General features: G+C 68.2%; 9 protein-coding genes. 3 read left to right on the top strand and 6 right to left on the bottom strand.

Translation table 11 applies throughout. The features are described 5' to 3' along the window. Window positions 1–857: 857 nt before the first annotated feature. Window positions 858–2,483 (bottom strand): S53 family peptidase, encoded by a 1,626-nt coding sequence (locus ASD55_RS05485; RefSeq protein WP_162248779.1) that lies wholly within the window; start codon window positions 2,481–2,483, stop codon window positions 858–860. A 437-nt stretch (window positions 2,484–2,920) separates the two neighbouring features. After that, window positions 2,921–4,360 (bottom strand): metalloprotease TldD, encoded by a 1,440-nt coding sequence (tldD, locus tag ASD55_RS05480; protein WP_056764212.1) that lies wholly within the window; start codon window positions 4,358–4,360, stop codon window positions 2,921–2,923. Window positions 4,361–4,491: 131 nt separating this feature from the next. On the opposite strand from tldD, the gene ASD55_RS05475 reads away from it, so the two are divergent. Continuing rightward, complete coding sequence (locus ASD55_RS05475) at window positions 4,492–5,694, top strand: sterol desaturase family protein (protein WP_157598800.1); 1,203 nt, start codon at window positions 4,492–4,494, stop codon at window positions 5,692–5,694. Between the two features lie 15 nt (window positions 5,695–5,709). Here ASD55_RS05475 and ASD55_RS05470 read toward each other — a convergent pair whose 3' ends face one another. Both ASD55_RS05470 and rng read right to left on the bottom strand, forming a co-directional pair. Then, window positions 5,710–9,714: a YhdP family protein gene (locus ASD55_RS05470; protein ID WP_056764210.1), complete on the bottom strand. Its 4,005-nt coding sequence runs from the start codon at window positions 9,712–9,714 to the stop codon at window positions 5,710–5,712. Window positions 9,715–9,750: 36 nt separating this feature from the next. Next, a complete protein-coding gene (gene rng, locus ASD55_RS05465) occupies window positions 9,751–11,223 on the bottom strand; it encodes a ribonuclease G (protein ID WP_056714912.1) in 1,473 nt (490 codons plus the stop codon). Window positions 11,224–11,354: 131 nt separating this feature from the next. On the opposite strand from rng, the gene ASD55_RS05460 reads away from it, so the two are divergent. Continuing rightward, window positions 11,355–12,047 carry an ATP-binding protein gene (locus ASD55_RS05460; protein ID WP_007808165.1) on the top strand — a complete coding sequence of 231 codons (693 nt, stop codon included), beginning with the start codon at window positions 11,355–11,357 and terminating at the stop codon, window positions 12,045–12,047. Next, window positions 12,031–12,549, top strand: a complete 519-nt coding sequence (locus tag ASD55_RS05455; RefSeq protein WP_056764208.1) for a mismatch-specific DNA-glycosylase — start codon at window positions 12,031–12,033, stop codon at window positions 12,547–12,549. Before ASD55_RS05460 ends, ASD55_RS05455 begins: the two co-directional genes overlap by 17 nt. Window positions 12,550–12,558: 9 nt before the next feature. On the opposite strand, the gene ASD55_RS05450 is transcribed toward ASD55_RS05455, so the two are convergent. Both ASD55_RS05450 and ASD55_RS05445 read right to left on the bottom strand, forming a co-directional pair. Next, window positions 12,559–13,848, bottom strand: a complete 1,290-nt coding sequence (locus ASD55_RS05450) for a cytochrome c (RefSeq protein WP_056764207.1) — start codon at window positions 13,846–13,848, stop codon at window positions 12,559–12,561. After that, entirely contained in the window at window positions 13,845–14,594 is a 750-nt protein-coding gene (locus ASD55_RS05445) for a c-type cytochrome (RefSeq protein ID WP_056764205.1), read from the bottom strand. The genes ASD55_RS05450 and ASD55_RS05445 overlap by 4 nt, the downstream gene beginning before the upstream one ends. Window positions 14,595–14,687 lie beyond the last annotated feature (93 nt).

Raw genomic sequence — 14,687 nt, 5'->3', positions numbered from 1 at the left:
TCCGTTTGACATCAAAATATGCCGGTTCCGCGTGCAGTTACAGCCAGCAACATCTTCAGATTCTACCTAAATTGCGTTTCGCTACATTCTGCAATGCATGCCGCGCCGCTTTAACGCAGATACGGTGCCCAGTGTCCGCTTTTGGCCGATAGCCGACACGCGCCAATAAGAAATATCCGCCCAATACCCAGAGCCTTTGGCTCTCGCAACCGCAGTGCGGTTGCGTACCGAGTGCGGGCCAGGATGGCCCGCTGCTCTACCCGGGCCCCTCTGTAGCGGCGAGTCGGGGTCGACAGGCCGCGTAGCGGGCATCGGCATGGACGCCGATGCCTTTTCGCCAGCACAGGGATGTGCTGTCGAAAAGCCCGGCCCCGACTCGCGAACCTTGCGGACAGGATGTCCGCAAGGCGCGGAAGCGGGGTGGCCTCTCTTTGGGCCACGTTTCTCTGGCCACTCAGAGAAAGGTGGCTCGGCTGCCACAGGCAGACGAAAGCTTTTGCTCTGATGCACAGGGGCAGGCAAAAAATATCAAGCGCAACAGCAAGTGCGATGACCAGCTTCGCTGTTTTAAAGCTCTTCCGGCCTTCGCCGGAATGACGAGTGATGGGTTCGGTGGCCGTCGCCGGAATGACGACCCGGGCTGGGCTGGCCTCCCTTTACTCCGGGCATCCTGCCATCCGCCCTTCGGGCCGGCTTCGCTGTTCGCACGTGCATCCTGCGTGTGCGTGAGCACGCAAAGAGAAAGTGACTCGCGCTCCGAAGGGGGACGAAAGCTGTTCGCCCTGAATCCAGCAGCGTTCAAACGCAACGAGGGCGCCCGCCTCCCGGCGGACGCCCTCGCAGTTACATCACGGTACTTACAGTCCCGCGTTCAACGCACTCACGATGCCGCTGCCGAAGCCGCTGGCGTAATCCCAGCCGACCATCGCCGTCTCACCGCCGTTGCTGCCGGAGGTGACGTCGTGATAGCTGGCGGTGGACACGCTGTACAGATGCGGCCCGGCGAAGCCCAGCGTCGGATGCGCCGCAAGCATGCGCGCCCAGGTGGCGGCAAACAGCGGTGCCGCCAGGCTGGTGCCGCCGTACTGCGCATTGCTGCCGTTGACGATGATGATCGCGCCCGAGTTCGGGTCGGCGTCGAAGGCCACGTCCGCCACGTCGCGGGTGGTGCCGCCGCCCTGGGTCTGCCAGCTCGGCTTGGGCTCCACCGTGCTCGGGCTGCCGCCAGCCTTGCTCCACAGCGTTTCGCTCACCCAGCTGTTCGACGTGCCGGTGCTCAGCGAGGTACCGCTCACCGCCACCACGTACGGCGAACTGGCCGGGTAGCTGGGCGTGGTGCCGTTGGGTGCTTTGGTGCATTCGTTCGAGCCGGAATCGCCGGTCGAAATGGAGAACGTCTGGCCCTGCGCCACACCCAGCGCGAGGATCTGGTCGTCCGCCGCCATCGAGCCATCCTGGTAGGCGCTGGTTTCGCATTCGCCCAGCGACACGTTGACGACCTGCGCCTGGTTGTCACTGACCGCCTTGTTGAACGCCGCGGTGAGATCGCTGTTGGAAAGCGAGTTGGCCGCGTAGAAGATCAGCTTGCTGACCCCGCCGGACATCGCGACGATATCCTGGCTGTCCAGATCCCACTCGGGTGTGCCGCTGGTGTCGGTGCCCGGCGTGGTCACCGTCACCACCTGCGTGTTCGCTGCCGGCAGGCCGTTGGTGCTGGTGAACTGGTTGAGATCCTTCAGCGACTGGGTCATGTTGCCGGCGCTGATGATGCCCACCGTGATCGTGGAAGCGGCCGGCGTGCCACCTACGTTGTAGATGGTCGGGAAGGTGGTCGGGTTGTGGCCGACCAGGGTCGCGCCGCCGCCACCGCCCGGCTTGCCCTTCTCCACACGCCCCTGCGTCGAAGCCTTGACGATCATGGTGTGCGGGTGCGTCACCGTCTGCAGGCCGCTCACCGACAGCACGGAATCGGCCAGCGCCGCCGGCACCCTGGCGTCGTCGATGTTGGCGTACGCGGCGCGACCGTGCTCGTCAGTGGCCTTGACGAAGCGTGTGCCGAACGCGGCCCGCGCGCTGCCGGCAGTGCCGTCAGCGGAAACCAGCAAACGGTTGGCGGAGATGCTGACGTTGGTGAAGCCGGCCCGGCTCAGGTAATCGGCTACGGCCTGCGCCTGCGCCTGGCTCGGCAGGAAATTCGCGGCCACATCGTCCGCCTGCAGCCTGGCGCGGAACAGCGGGCTGGCCGGGTTGTGTGCGGCGACGATGAAATCGTCGAGCGCGCCCTTGTTCTGGATCTTCAGCGCCACCTGCACGTGCAGCGGCATGTCGAACGCCACCAGGTTGCTGGTGTTCACCGACGCAGCCGACACGTGCGCGTGTGTGGCCGTCGTCTTCCACGTCGAGTCGACGCCGGCCGCCGTAGCGACCGTGGACGCCAGTGCCCAAATTGCCCCCATCGCCAAACACAGCGAAGTCTTCTTCATCTGCATGGTTCATCCCCGAGATTGATGGTGCGAACAGAAAAATTCCGGTCGCTGACGGACCGGAATCCCATGACGCGGCCCTGATCCCCCCGGACAACTTCCGACCCCGTCTGCCTTGGACGCTAACACGCCACGGCGCCGAATGATCCTTGCGTGCGTCAAAAAAATGAAAACAACTCTTTGATTCGCAAGAGATTACGAAACCGCAAGATAATGACAACCCATCCACGATGGCTTCCAGACCCGACTTGCCGCACGCGTGCCGTACCCGCCCGCGGACGATGTTCCAGGCCTGTCGGAGACTCTTCGCGAATGCAGCCGGGGGTGCCGCGCACAGCCGTGTCGCAGCAAGCAGCGCGGCTTCGCCCGGGGCGAATGGATTTTTCTGCCGGCTGTGATGGCTGTGTTGGGGGCGCGTACGGGTACGGCGGCGCAGCTCAGGACGCGGTGCCACCCACCGTCATCGAATCAATCTTCAGCGTCGGCTGCCCCACGCCCACGGGCACGCTCTGCCCATCCTTGCCGCACACGCCCACGCCTTCGTCCAATGCCAGATCATTGCCAATCATCGACACCTGATTGAGCACGTCCGGCCCGGAACCGATCAACGTCGCGCCCTTCACCGGACGAGTGATCCTGCCATCCTCGATCAGGTACGCCTCGGAGGCGGAGAAGGTGAACTTGCCGTTGGTGATGTCGACCTGGCCGCCGCCGAAGTTCGGCGCGTACAGGCCCTTCTTCACCGAGCGGATGATTTCCTGCGGGTCGTGCGAGCCGGCCAGCATGTAGGTGTTGGTCATGCGCGGCATCGGCAGCGCGGTGAACGATTCGCGGCGGCCGTTGCCGGTGGGCGCCATGCCCATCAGGCGCGCGTTGAGCTTGTCCTGCATATAGCCTTTTAGAATGCCATCCTCGATCAGGGTGGTGCATTCGGTCGGCGTGCCTTCGTCGTCGATGCTCAGCGAGCCGCGGCGACCGGCCAGGGTGCCGTCGTCGACGATGGTGACGCCTTTCGCCGCCACGCGCTGGCCGATGCGGCCGGAGAACGCGGAGCTGCCCTTGCGGTTGAAGTCGCCTTCCAGGCCGTGGCCGATCGCCTCGTGCAGCAGCACGCCGGGCCAGCCGGGGCCGAGCACCACGGTCATCTGGCCGGCGGGGGCGTCGACGGAATCGAGGTTGACCAGCGCCTGGCGCACCGCTTCGTCGGCGAAGGCCAGCGCGCGGCCGTTCTCGATCAGTTCGCGGTAGCCGTAGCGACCGCCGCCGCCGGAATAGCCCTGCTCGCGCCGGCCGTTCGCTTCGGCGATGACCTGCACGTTGATGCGCACCAGCGGGCGCACGTCGGCCGCCAGGGTGCCGTCGGAGGCGGCGATCAGGATGGTGTCCATGGTGGCAGCGAGGCTGACGATGACCTGCTTGATGCGCGGATCGCGCGAACGCGCATACGCGTCGACTTCGCGCAGCAGGGCAATCTTGTCGGGATTGGGCAGGCTCTCGACCGGGTCGATCGCCGGATACAGCGCGCGCGCGTTGTGCAAGGCCAGTGGCTTGCCGGCGCCGTTGCCGTCGTGGGCGATCGCGCGGGCGGCTTTCGAGGCTTCCAGCAACTGCGGCAGCACGATCTCGTCGGAATAGGCGAAGCCGGTCTTTTCGCCGGACATTGCGCGCACGCCCACGCCCTGCTCGATCGAGTGGCTACCGTCCTTGACGATGCCCTCTTCCAGCGTCCACGACTCGCTGCGCGAATGCTGGAAGTACAGGTCGGCCGCGTCGATGGACGGGCCCATCAGCTGGGCGAACACGCGGTCGAGGTCGCCGGTGGCGATGCCGCCGGGGGACAACAACTTGCTTTCGGCGAGGGCGATCAATGAATCCATGGGATGCGGTCGGTCTGCGGTAATTCCGGAACTATCCCACATGGGGCTGTGGCGCCGCGCTTTAAAGCCTGCGCCGCCGTCTTCCACTACCATGCGGCAACGCCAGTCGGCCCATCAGTGAAGGATCACCCGTGAGCGAACATTCCAAGCGTGAGGCGGCCCGCGAGGCCATCGAACGGGCCGTGCAACCGGTGGCCGAGACCCGCGAACTGCTGCATCGCGACGGCGAGCTGAAACCGGGGCTGGGCAAGATCAGCGGCGTGATCGCCTTGTCGCTGGGCTTCCTGTGCCTGCTGGCGGTGGTGGCGTTCCATTTTCCGCAGTACCTGACCACGCCGGACCTGCGCCACAAGTATTCGGTGGACGTGCTGCGCCAGGTGCTGCTGGTGGGGCTGCTGGTGGCCGGCGGGATGTCGCTGGGCAACGTGATTCTGGGCCGCCAGCGCAACCTCAACATCATGGCTTTCGTGCTGGTGATCGCGGCGGTGGCGCTGGGCGGTTCGCGGGTGTCGGTGGGCGAGTTCCCCGACCACACGCCGTACATCGGGCTGGACTGGTTCATCCTGGATTTGCTGGGCTCGACGCTGATCTTCGTGGTGATCGAGAAGCTGTTCCCGCTGTACAAGGGCCAGGCGATTTTCCGCAAGGAATGGCAGACCGACCTGAAGCATTTCGCGGTCAATCATTTCATCGTGGGGCTGGCGCTGCTGACGGTGAACTTCCTGCTGCACCACCTGTTCGGCTGGCTGGTCAGCAGTCACTTCCAGCAGACCGTGCGCGACATCCCGTTCCTGCCGCAGTTGCTGTTGTGCGTGCTGGTGGCCGACCTGGCGCAGTACTGGACGCATCGTGCGTATCACGAGGTGCCGTTCCTGTGGCGCTTCCACGCGGTGCACCACAGCGTGAAGACGATGGACTGGCTGGCCGGCTCGCGCCAGCACATGCTGGAGCTGATCTTCACTCGCGTCTGCGTGCTGGCGCCGCTGTACATCCTCGGTTTTTCCGAGGCGGCGATGAACGGCTACATCCTGATCGTGGGTTTCCAGGCAGTGTTCAACCACGCCAACGTGCACCTGCCGTGGGGCCCGCTGAAGTACCTGCTGGTGACGCCGGATTTCCACCACTGGCACCACGCCTCGGACGACGAGGCGATCGACAAGAACTACGCGGCGCATTACGCGTTCCTGGACTACCTGTTCGGCACCGCGGTGAAGTCGAAGAACAAGTTTCCCGAGCGCTACGGCGTGGTCGGCGACTACATGCCGGACGGCTTCGTGAAGCAGCAGCTGTTTCCGTTCCGGGGCAAGCAAGCCGACGACAATCCGGCGGCCTGAAACCCGCCCGCCGCTTCAGTGCTGCACGGATGAAGAAGCCGCCGGCGCCGCGACGTTGCCAGCGGCCGCGGGCGGCAGCAGGATCTGCGGCGTGGTCGGCGGCGTGATTGCGCTGCCCGCTGCTGCCGGCTGACCGGCCGGCGCGTTGAGCAAGGGTGCGGGCGGTGGCGCCGCGGCGCCGTGCTTCTCGACCAGGGTGATCACCGGCTCGTCCCAGCTGCCGGTGATCTTGTAGCGGGCGCTGGCGGCCTGGTTCAGGCCCTTGCCCAGCAGGCCCTGCACGGCAAAGCCCGCGGCCGCGCCGATCGGGCCACCCACCACCGCGCCGACCAGCGGCAGGCTGTTGCCGACATGCGGCACCACCAGCATCTGCTGGTCGTAATCCTTGCTGCGCAGGCCGGTGCGACCGGTCACGCTGATGTTCGCGGCCGGCCCCTCGATGCGCAGGTTGTCGGTGGTCGCGTTGCCGTCGGCGAGCCTGAAGTCGCCGCTGATCGAGTCGAACGCCAGCCCCTTGCCGAACACGTCGCCGAAATCCAGGGTGAGCCGGCGCGGCAGTTCGGCCAGCGAAACCAGTCCCAGCAACCGACCCACGCCGGGCGAGGCGGCTTCGGGAATGCGGCCGTCGTTGACCTGGATGCTGAGCGTGCCGTCCATGGTGGCCAGCGACAGCCCGCTGGGCGAACCCGGCCAGCTCGCGTCGAGCTGGTCGCGGGTCTTGCCGCCATTGACCAGTCCGTCGAAACCCAGCGCGCCCAGCATGTCGCCCAGGTCCTCGGCGGCGAAGTTGATCCGCATGTGGGTGTGGCTGGAGCTGGCGTTGCCGTTCCAGTCGCCGCTGCCGTTGATCTGCACCCGGCTGGACAGCGCACGCAGCTGCTCGATGTGCATGCCGTCGGCGGTCGGCCAGGATTCCAGCCGCGCCTCGCCGAGCTTCGCGTCGCCCAGGCGCAGGTCGCCCACCCAGACATGGAACGGCGGCAGCGCGGCGGGATTGACCCCGGTATTGGCCGGGTCGGGCGGCGGCACGACGGACGCGGCGGGCGCCGCGGCCGGAGTGGCCGCCACCCTCTTGCCGGCGGCCTTGTGCTTGCCGGCGGTGGTCTCCGGCGTGGCGCTCTTGGGCCAGTACATGCGGGCCAGTCGCGCGGTGACGCCGCGCTTGTCCAGTTCGCGCGTGGGCACGCTGTAGTTGCCGACCATCGCCGGGCCGTCCACGTCCACGCTGAGCAGGTCGGGTTGCGGCTTGGCCTGCAGCTTCAGCGGGCCCAGCCGGCTGTCGAACCACTCGGCCTGGTCGGTGCTGATGTCGAGGCTTTCCAGCCCCGGGCCGCCACCGCCACTGCCCGCCGCCACGTGCTGCACCCAGCCGGTGACGTCGAGCTGGCTGGCATGGCCGCGAATGCGCAGGTCGCGATCGGGCAACATGGTCGGCATCTGCGTGCCCAGCGCCAGGGTGCCGGCCAGCGGATGCTGGTCGCCGTCGGCCAGTCGCAGGTAACCGCGCAAGGTGTCGCCCAGGCCGAAGCGCAGCTCGCTGCCAGCGATCGGCAGGTTCAGCGTCAGGTGCAGCGGCAGGTCGTCCGTGGCGGGCTTGTGCAGCGGCGCGGGCAGGTTCAGCGCGATGCCCTGCAGCGGCGAATCGACGCTGAGGGTCTGGCTCAACGCGTCGCTGCCGGCGACATGGGCGATGCTGAAGCCGATGTCGAACGCGCTGCGGCCGTCGGACAACTTGCCGAGCCAGTCCAGCGTCGGGTAGTCCGCCACCAGCTCGTCGACGCGGTAGTTGCCCTGCAACTGCGCCGACAGCACCGTGGCCGGATCGCTGTTGGCGCCGGCGATGGCCAGCTGCAGTTTCGATGGCTGGCCGCGGAAGCCGGCGTCCAGCGGACCGGCCTGCATGCCGTGCAGGTCGAACTTCAGCGGGCCGTTGAGCATGTCCAGCTGGAGGTTCCACTCCGGCGCGCTGAGGTCGGCGTCCTTCAGCCGGGCCAGCCCGTCCAGTTGCGGCGTGGCGCCCTCGTCCTTTTTCAGTGGCAGCACCAGGTGGAAGCCGAAGCTGCCGCTGCCGCCCAGCTTCAGCTTGGCCAGCGTGTCGGCTTCGCGGCTGCCGATCGGGCTCTTGCGCACGAACTCCATCAGGCTGGCGCCGCTGCCACTGCCTTGCACGTTGAGGTCGAGCAGCGGGTCGCCGAAATCCGGGATCAGCGCCACCGCGCGCTCGGTCTTGACGCCCAGCGCATGGCCGCCACTGGCCTCGACCAGCATGCCGCCGTTGATGAAGCTGGCCACCGCGTCGATGCCTTCGGCATGCGGCCAGTCCTTGCCGTAGTCGAGGGTCAGGTCGCTGATCATCGCGCGCGCCTCGAAGCGCCCTTCGTTGTGGCGGAACGGCCAGTCGTGCAGGTCGCCGCGCACCAGCACCTGCGCCTCGTCCAGTCGGCCCGACAGCAGGCCGCGATCGAGCCACTCGACGGTGCCGGGCGACATCGACAGCGGCCAGAACTGGCGGGCGGCGGTCACGTCGGCGTGGTCCAGGCTGGCGTAGAGATCCAGGAACGGTGCACCGCCCCCGGCCGGCAACACCAGCTCGCCCCGGGCCTGCCCGGCGTAACCGGCACCGGCGAAGTCCAGCGCGTCGACGCCGATGTGCGACTGGCCATCCTGCGACCAGAACGCCAGCGTGCCGCCCAGCGAGGACAGCGCAAACGGCTGGTGGAAGGCTTGCGGCAAATTCAGCGTGGTGGGCTGGCTCGGCAGGGTCAGCGACAACGCTTCGGCGTCGCCCCGCAATTGGCCGTCCAGACGGCTGATTCCCGGCAGCTTGCCGACCGCCTCGATGCCCACCTCGGCAAAGACGAGATCGAGCGCGCGCAGGCCGGCGCGGCGACTCCACTGCAGGCGCAGCCGGTCCACCACGCCATGCGGCCGGCCCTTGCCCAGCCACTGCGACAGCGCCGGCGCCAGCCCGGGCTTCAGTGCCAGCCAGGGCAGCAGCGGCGCCAGCTGCAACTTGCGCGCGACCGCGTTCACCGCAAGCCCGGCGCTGCCCGGCTGGTGCAGGCTCATCGCCAGCGCGCTGCCGTCGTCGCCGGCCCAGCGCAGTTCGTAGCCATCAGCGGTCTGGTTCACGCCGGCCAGCCCGTGCAGGGCGCTGACGCTGGCCTGGCCGCCGCCGGGCGCGCTGACGGCCAGCGTGTCCAGGTCGAAGCGGACCAGGCTGCGGGTCAGTTGGCCCTGCCGCCAGTCCATCCAGGCGCTCAGCTTGCCGTGGCCCTGCTGCACCGCGTAGCCGCCCATGTCGATGCCGTCCAGCAGGGGCTTCAGTTCGGCGCCGTCGACGCTGACCCAGACCTGGCCGGCGCTGCCATCCTCGCGGAAGCGACCGGCGCTGCGCACGGCGGCGTTGACGCCCTCGCGTCGCAGCACGCCGCCAAAACGCAGCTGGTGGCCCTGGTGACTCAGCCGCAGCTGCCTGGACAGTAGCGTGTAGTGCTTGTCCAGCACCGCGTCGGTGACCGACACGCGCAGGTCCTCCAGCCACAGGTCGGCCGACATCCGGCCCAGCGACAGCGGCTGGCGCTGGTCGCCGCCGGCCACGCCGATGCCGTTGACATGCCAGCCATCGGCCTGGCGCAGCAGGTCCAGCTGCAGGCCGCGCACGTGCAGGTTGATCAGGTGCCGCGACGGCAACAGCCAGCCGCCGAAATCGAATTTCAGCTCGGACTCGGGCAACTGCAGCACGGCACCGGCCTGGCCCGCCGCCGCGCCGATCTTCACCCCGTGCATCACGAACTCGGGGCCCGACGGCGTCCAGCGACCTTCCATCGAATCGAAACTCACGGGTCGCTGCAGTCGGGTACCGAGCTGCGCCGCCACCCATTCCGGATGCCGCGCCAGCAGCGGCAGCAACAGCTGCGCCAGCGCCGCCACCACGGCAAGCAGGATCAGCGCGATCCCGGCCACCCAGCCCGACGCGCGGGCGCAGCGATGCAGCCGCCGCTGCCACGACACGTTCACGCGCGGCGATCCAGGCCGGAGGTGCAGCCGCCGGATTTACAGCAAGACGACATCAAACTGTTCCTGCGAGTAATGCTCTTCGGCCTGGAAGCGTATGCTTTTGGAGATGAACTCTTCCAGTTCGGCCACCGCGCTGGACTCCTCCTCGAGGATCCGGTTGACCACCGCGGGGCTGGCCATCACCAGCAGTTGCTGCGCGTTGAACTGGCGCACCGCGCGGGTGATCTCGCGGAAAATCTCGTAGGTCACCGTCTCGGCGGTTTTCAGCAGGCCGCGGCCGTTGCAGGCCGGGCAGGGTTCGCACAGCTGGCGCGCCAGGCTTTCGGTGGTGCGCTTGCGGGTCATCTCGACCAGGCCCAGCGCCGACATCGGATACACCGTGGTCTTGGCGTGGTCGCGCGCCAGCCCCTTGCCCAGCATGCGCAGCACCTGGCGCTTGTGCTCCTCGTCGACCATGTCGATGAAGTCGATGATGATGATGCCGCCCAGGTTGCGCAGGCGCAGTTGCCGCGAGGCGGCCTGCGCCGCTTCCAGGTTGGTGCGGTAGACGGTTTCCTCGAGATTGCGGGAGCCGAGATAGGCGCCGGTGTTGACGTCGATCGTGGTCATCGCCTCGGTCTGGTCGACGATCAGGTGGCCACCGGATTTCAGCGGCACTTCCTTCTTCAGCGCGCGCTGCATCTCGTCCTCGACGCCGTACAGGTCGAAGATCGGCCGCTCGCCGTCGTAGTGCTCGATGCGGTCGTCCAGGCTGGGCATGAACTTGTGCACGAACTTCACCACGTTGTCGAAGGTGAGGCGCGAATCCACCCGCACCTTCTCGATGTCGTCGTTGAGCATGTCGCGCAGGCTGCGCAGCGGCAGCGACAGTTCTTCGTAGACGCGTTCGCACAACTTCGCCTTGGCGATGTTCTCCTGCACCACGCGCCAGACCTTGCCCAGGTAGGTCACGTCGAAGGCCAGCGATTCGGCGCTCTGCCCTTCGGCATTGGTGCGCACGATGTAGCCCAGCGGGTTTTCGCCGATCAGCGGATTGAGCACGTCGCGCAGGCGCTGGCGTTCGGCCTCGTCCTCGATCCGGGCGGAGATGCCCAGGGTGCGCGCATACGGCAGCAGCACCAGGTAGCGCGAGGGGATCGACAGGTGGGTCGACAGCCGGGCGCCCTTGCTGCTGATCGGGTCCTTGACCACCTGCACCACGATCTCCTGGCCTTCGTGCACCAGTTCGCTGATCGAGGGGACATGGCCGTGGCCATTGCCTTCGCTGCCGTCGGCCGCGGCGGGCCGCACGATGTCCGAGGCGTGCAGGAACGCCGCGCGCTCCAATCCGATCTCAACGAACACCGCCTGCATGCCCGGCATCACCCGCTGCACGCGGCCCTTGTAGATGTTGCCGACATAGCCCCGCTTCGATGCCCGTTCGACGTGCACTTCCTGCAACATGCCGTTCTCGACCACCCCGACCCGCGTCTCGCGCGGGGTCACGTTGATCAGGATTTCTTCGCTCACTGCATACTCCCCGGACAGAGCATCTTTATAGCGGTGCGGCCGCGGGCTGTCGATGAACCACGCCATGGAATCCGCCCTGCCGGCGCGGATGACGCAAAATGGACACCCGCCCGTTCCCCGGAGCTGAACGCATGACGACACCCATTCTGCTGGCTTGGAGCGGCGGCAAGGACTGCCTGCTGGCGCTGCAGCGGTTGCGGGCGGACCCGCAATGGCAGCTGGTCGGGCTGCTGACCACGCTCAACCGCAACTACCAGCGGGTGGCCATGCACGGCACCCCGCGCGAGGTGCTGCTGGCGCAGGCCGATGCGCTGGGGTTGCCGGTGCTCGAGGTGATGCTGGACTGGCCCGGCAGCAACGAGGCCTACGAGCAGGCCCATGCGCAGGCGCTGGTCGAGGCGCGCATGCGCTGGCCGGGCATCCGCCACTGCGCCTTCGGCGACCTGTTCCTGGAGGACGTGCGCGACTACCGCGTGCGCCAGCTGGGCCGCGAGAACTGGCGCGCCGTGTTCCCGCTGTGGGGCGAGGACACTGCGGCCCTGTCGCGGCGCTTCGTCAGCGAGGGCCATCGCGCCGTGCTGTGCTGCGTGGACACCCGGCAACTGGACGCCGCCTTCTGCGGCCGCGACTACGACGCGGCCCTGCTCGACGCGCTGCCGGCCGGGGTCGATCCCTGCGGCGAGCGCGGCGAATTCCACACGCTCAGTTACGCCGGCCCGCTGTTCCGCCAGCCGCTGAAGCTGCGCCGCGGCGAGTCGGTGCTGCGCGACGAACGCTTCCAGTTCACCGACTTCCTGCTCGACGACCATGCCGCGACGGACTGATCCCATCCTGCCCGACCTGCTCCAACCGGGCCTGGCGCTGGTGTTCTGCGGCACCGCGGCCGGCCGGCGCTCGGCCGCCGAACGGGCTTACTACGCCCACCCCGGCAACCTGTTCTGGCGCGCCCTGTTCGAGGCCGGGCTGACGCCCCGCCTGCTGGCACCGGCCGAATTCCCCCTGCTGACGAGCTACGGCATCGGCCTCACCGACCTGGCCAAGCGCCACAGCGGCAACGACGCCGACCTGCCACGCGATGCCTTCGACGTGCCGGCGTTGCGCGCCAGGATCGAACGCCATGCGCCGCGCCTGCTCGCCTTCACCAGCAAGAACGCGGCACGCGCCGCGCTCGGCCACGCGGTGAGCTACGGCCTGCAGGAGGAAACCTTGGGTCAGACCCGGCTGTTCGTGCTGCCCTCTCCGTCCGGCCAGGCGCGCGGGCACTGGGACATCGTGCCGTGGCGGGCCTTGGCCGCGCACTACCGCGCGGCTCGCGCCGGCGGTTGAGCCGGCCGGTCAATCGACGGGCGTGTGCCGCGAAGCCCGCACCTGCTCGGCGCGCACGATCGAGGCCTGGTTGCTCCAGCTGCGGCGCAGGTAGGTCACCACGGCGGCCACTTCCTGGTCACTCAGTTGCTGCGCGAACGGCGGCATCGAGTACGGCCGCGGGTTCGCCGTGGTGGCCGGGGCAAAGCCGCCGAGCAGGACCATCCGCGTGGCGTTGATGCCGCTGGGCTCGGTCACCGAGGAGTTGCCGTCCAGCGGCGGATAGATGCCGGCCACACCTTCGCCGCGCTTGCCGTGGCATTCCGCGCAATGCTGCGTGTAGACCTTCTCGCCCTGCTCGGTCAGCGCCTTGGCATCGAACAGCACGGGTTGTTCGGCGGCCGCGGCGCGGGGTGGCAGCGATTGCAGGTAGCTGGCGATCGCGTGCAGGTCGGCATCGCTCATGTGCTGGGTGCTGCCGGAAACCACCGCGGCCATCGGCCCGAAGGCTGCGCCTTTCGCCGACTGCCCGGTCTTCAGGAGGTCGACGATGTCCTGTGCGCTCCAGCCTTCCAGGCCACCGTGGCGGCGGGTGCTCAGATCCGGCGCGTACCAGTTCTGCACCGGGATCTGGCCGCCGGTGAGGTGCACGTCCGCCGGCGTGCCGCCCAGCGAGTCGCGGGCCGCATGGCATTCGTTGCAATGGCCCAGTCCCTGCACCAGGTAGGCGCCACGATTCCACTCGGCCGATCGCGCCGGGTCGGGCGTGAAGCCGCCTTCGCGGAAGTACAGCGCTCGCCAGGCCTTCAGGCTGTTGCGCACGCTGTACGGGAAGGCCAGCGACGGCTTGCCGTCGGCCTGGTGCACCGGCGGTAGCGACTGCAACCAGGCAAACATCGCCAGCGCGTCGTCGCGACTCACATGGGTATACGAGGTGTAGGGGAAGGCCGGATACAGCAGCTCGCCATGACGACCCTTGCCGGCGTGCAGCGCCTGCCAGAAGTCCTCGAAGCTCCACTCGCCCAGGCCGGTCTCGCGATCGGGCGTGATGTTCGGCGCCGGGATGTCGCCAAAGGGCGTGACGATCACCCGACCGCCGGCCAGCGGCGCGCCGCCCTGGGCGGTGTGGCAGCCGGCGCAATCGCCGACGATGGTCAGGTACCGGCCTTGCGCGAGCAACTGCGGGTCCGCCAGCGTGGCCGCGGAAACCTTGCTGGCCGAGCGCGGCGTGGGCGCATGGCCGCCACCGAACCACCACCAGGCCAGCAGCGCCACGATCAGCAGCACGACCGCCAGCAGCAGCCAACGCAGCGCTTTCATGAGTCGTCCCCGGTGGCGCCGAGCACCCCGCACGCCAGCGGCGGGGTCACCGAACCGGCCGGCTGCGCATGGGTGTCGGCGGGCAGCTCGCGACTGGCCAGCGCGGCGGCCACCGCGGTGATGTCCGCGGCGCTGAGCCGGCTCGCCACCGTGGCCATGCAGTCCGGCGCCACGGTGGAGCGGGTATGCGTGCGCCACGAGCCCAGTTGCGCGCTGAGGTAGTCATACGGCAAGCCGACCAGTCCGGGCGTGGACGGCTCCACGCCGGTCAGCTGGCTGCCGTGGCAACTGCTGCACGCGGGAATCTTGCGGGCCGGGTCGCCCTTGCCGATCAGTTCCTCGCCACGCTGCAGCGCCGCCGCCGACACCGGCGGCAGCGGCGAGCGGCTGTACGGCACCTGCTGCGCCGCGAAGTACTCGGCAATCTCGCGGATGTACGCCGGTGGCAACTGGCGCACCGTGTATTCCATCGGCGCGTACTTGCGCAGACCGTTCTGGAAGTCCTGCAGCTGCCGCGCCAGGTACGCGGCCGGCTTGCCCGCCAGTCGCGGGAAGTAGCCGCTGCCGGGGGTGCCTTCGCCGTGCACGCCGTGGCAACTGGTGCAGGCGGCGATGCGCTGCTGCAAGGTGTCGGGAATCACCGGCGCGTCGGCGGCGCGACTGGCGCTGGCGCCGATCAGCGCGAATGCAAACAGGGAGGCAACGGCAAACCAGCGGGGACGGAGCGGGCGACGGGTCTTGGTCATCCGCCCATTGTACGCGTGCCGCCGCGACGTCCAAGCCGCAGCGGCGCTAAGCTGCAGCCTTGCGACAGCAGCCGCTTCCACCAAGCAGGGGGT

The organism is Rhodanobacter sp. Root561, from assembly GCF_001427365.1.
Classification (GTDB): Bacteria; Pseudomonadota; Gammaproteobacteria; order Xanthomonadales; family Rhodanobacteraceae; genus Rhodanobacter.
Note: the sequence above shows the minus strand (reverse complement) of the source record. Positions and strands in the feature narration are given on the sequence as shown.

Excerpts from the sequence above, each read along its gene's own strand:
- tldD (WP_056764212.1), bottom strand. The coding sequence starts at position 4,360 with ATGGATTCATTGATCGCCCTCGCCGAAAGCAAGTTGTTGTCCCCCGGC.
- ASD55_RS05445 (WP_056764205.1), bottom strand. The coding sequence starts at position 14,594 with ATGACCAAGACCCGTCGCCCGCTCCGTCCCCGCTGGTTTGCCGTTGCC.
- ASD55_RS05485 (WP_162248779.1), bottom strand. The coding sequence starts at position 2,483 with ATGAAGAAGACTTCGCTGTGTTTGGCGATGGGGGCAATTTGGGCACTG.
- ASD55_RS05450 (WP_056764207.1), bottom strand. The coding sequence starts at position 13,848 with ATGAAAGCGCTGCGTTGGCTGCTGCTGGCGGTCGTGCTGCTGATCGTG.
- ASD55_RS05455 (WP_056764208.1), top strand. The coding sequence starts at position 12,031 with ATGCCGCGACGGACTGATCCCATCCTGCCCGACCTGCTCCAACCGGGC.
- ASD55_RS05460 (WP_007808165.1), top strand. The coding sequence starts at position 11,355 with ATGACGACACCCATTCTGCTGGCTTGGAGCGGCGGCAAGGACTGCCTG.